Source organism: Nocardia sp. JMUB6875 (assembly GCF_041154655.1).
Taxonomy (GTDB): domain Bacteria; phylum Actinomycetota; class Actinomycetes; order Mycobacteriales; family Mycobacteriaceae; genus Nocardia.
The window spans coordinates 1-2,494 of sequence record NZ_BAAFGR010000360.1 but is presented as its reverse complement, the minus strand read 5'-3'; the positions used below and the strand labels follow the sequence as shown (position 1 = coordinate 2,494).

2 protein-coding genes are annotated in these 2,494 nt (G+C 71.2%); one reads left to right on the top strand and one right to left on the bottom strand.

The window, feature by feature from the left end:
• Positions 1 to 423 precede the first annotated feature (423 nt).
• Positions 424 to 1,620 carry a glycosyltransferase gene (locus tag ACAM49_RS39795; protein ID WP_369640685.1) on the top strand — a complete coding sequence of 399 codons (1,197 nt, stop codon included), beginning with the start codon at positions 424 to 426 and terminating at the stop codon, positions 1,618 to 1,620.
• 54 nt (positions 1,621 to 1,674) lie between these two features.
• Here the strand turns inward: ACAM49_RS39795 and ACAM49_RS39790 are convergent.
• Positions 1,675 to 2,494: DMT family transporter (locus ACAM49_RS39790; RefSeq protein ID WP_369640684.1), on the bottom strand; the 820-nt coding region annotated here is incomplete at its 5' end.

Sequence of the window (2,494 nt, the reverse complement as noted above, 5' to 3'; positions counted from 1 at the left end):
CGGGCGGCGGGGTGGGGATGACGCCGGGCAGGCCGCGGAACACGCCGTCGGGCAGCGGGATGGAGATACCGGGGAGCGGCTGCCACACGTCGGCGTTCGCGGGGGCGGTCATCAGCAGGGGTGCGACGAGGGCGGCGCTCACCGTTGCGGTCAGCAGTGCGGCGCGGTGCTTCATGGATCCTCCAGTGCAGACGGCTCGAAATTGGTTCGGGACACTCCGAGTATCTGTAGCTGAGAGGTAGCTGTTAGTGAGATTTGACCGGGATCACAATCGCCGCATCGGCCGGGGAGGGGCTCGAGGGCTTCGAAAGCGAGGTCTGAATTTCCTCCCCGTTTCACCATACAGCGCGGGGGAGGGCTTGCCGCAAGGCCCGGTACGCGGGCTATAACTGCTGGTCGAAGGTCGGATGGGAGGAGATTTCGATGCGGGTGCTGCTGTCGACGATCGGGTCGCGGGGTGAGGTTCAGCCGATGCTGGCGCTGGGGCTGGAATTGACGCGGCTGGGGGCCCGGGTGCGGTTGTGCGCGCCGCCGGACTTCCAGGAGCTGGTGGCGCGATACGGGCTGGAGTTCGCGCCGGTCGGTCCGGAGGTGAGCCGGGCCGGGGCGCGCACGACGCCGCCCACGCCGGAGGAACGGCGCGCCATGATCGCGGGCACGGTGGGCGATCAGTTCGACGCCGTCGGCGCGGCGGCCGCCGATTGCGATGTGCTGGTCGGTTGCGGGGCCTTGCAGATCGCCGCGCACTCGATAGCCGAACTGCGCGGAATCCCCTACGTCTACGTCGCCTACGCCGCCAACACGCTTCCCTCCGAGCAGCTTCCGCCGCCCCCGCTGGGCCCCGGCGTCGACGCCACCGCCGACAACGCCACCCAGTGGAAGCAGGATGCCCAACGCTGGAACAGCCTCTGGTCGGAGCCCCTCGGCAACCACCGTGCCGCCCACGGCCTCCCGCCGGTCGCCGACGTCCGCGACTACATCTTCACCGCGCACCCGTGGCTCGCCGCCGATCCCGTCCTCGGCCCCTGGCCCACGCCATCGGATCTCGACGTCTGGCAGCCGGGCGCGTGGATGCTGCGCGATCGGACGCCGCTCGATGCCGAGATCGAAGAGTTCCTCGCCGCGGGTGAGCCGCCGGTGTACTTCGGATTCGGCAGCATGCACATGGCGGCGGAGACCAGCCGCGCCGCCATCGACGCCGCGCGGGCGCTGGGGCGGCGGGCCATTGTGCTGCGGGGTTGGTCGGAACTCGGGTTTATCGACCAGGCGTCCGATTGCCTGGCGATCGGGGAGGTCGACCACGCGGCCCTGTTCCGGCGCATCGCGGCCGTCGTGCACCACGGGGGCGCGGGCACGACCACCGCGGTCACCCGCGCGGGCGTGCCGCAGGTGGTGGTTCCACAGCGATTCGACCAGTACTACTGGGCCGACCGGGTGCGGACGCTGGGCATCGGATTCGCCCACGCCCCAGGCGAAGTCACCCGCGAGTCGCTGCTGTCGGCACTCGGCCACGCCCTCACGCCCGAGACCGCCGCCCGCGCCCGCGATCTGGGTCCCGCCATTCGCACGGACGGCGCGACCCGTGCCGCCGAACGAATTCTCGCCCTCGGAGAATCCTGACCGGCCTCGCGCCGCTGAATCCTGCCCCGGGTCGTGGCGAATCTGGGCGGCCGGTCAATCCAGGGCGGGTTGGGGTTCGGGGAGGGGAGCGGCCTGGGCGCGGGAAAGGCGCACGGCGGCAACGCACATGACAACGACCGAGGCCGCGACGAAGGCGGTGCCGACCGGGCCGCTGCGCAGGCGCTCATCCAGGACGGTCATGCCGAGGAAGGCCGCGCCCAGCGGCTCGGCGACGGTGAACGCGGGCAGGGACGCCGACAGCGGACCCACCTGATATCCGCGCTGTTGCACATACAGGCCGAGGATGCCGCAGGCGACCAGCACATACAGCTCCCAGCCGGTGAGCGCGGTCCCGATGCTCTCGCCGAACTGCTGGGTGACATTCTCGGTGAGCGCCGCGGAGATACCGAACAGCAGACCCGCGACCGAACCCAGCAGCAGTGCCTGCAGCGTCGGCACTTTCACCGTGGTGGCCACCACGATCCCGGCCACGATCACCCCCGCCAGCAACCCCAGCGGCAGCACCCACCGGTGCCACGGCGCCTCCGCCACCCCCTCGGTCGGCTCACCCACCACCAGGAAGCACGCCAGCGCGATCGACAGGGCCGCCGCGTGCGCCCACATCACCCGAGTCACCCGCCGCCCGCTGTAATGCGCCGCCAACGGCAGCGCGAACACCAGCGCCGTCACCAGAATCGGCTGCACCACCAGCACCGACCCCAAGGCCAGCGCCGCCACCTGAAACCCGAACCCGCCCGCATCCCCGATCAACCCGGCCACCCACCGCGGATTCCGAATCAACTTGGCCAGCAACGCATCCCCGGCCGGCACAGCCGCCGCCGCCCGCTGCTGCGCCACCGCCGACACGGCGAAC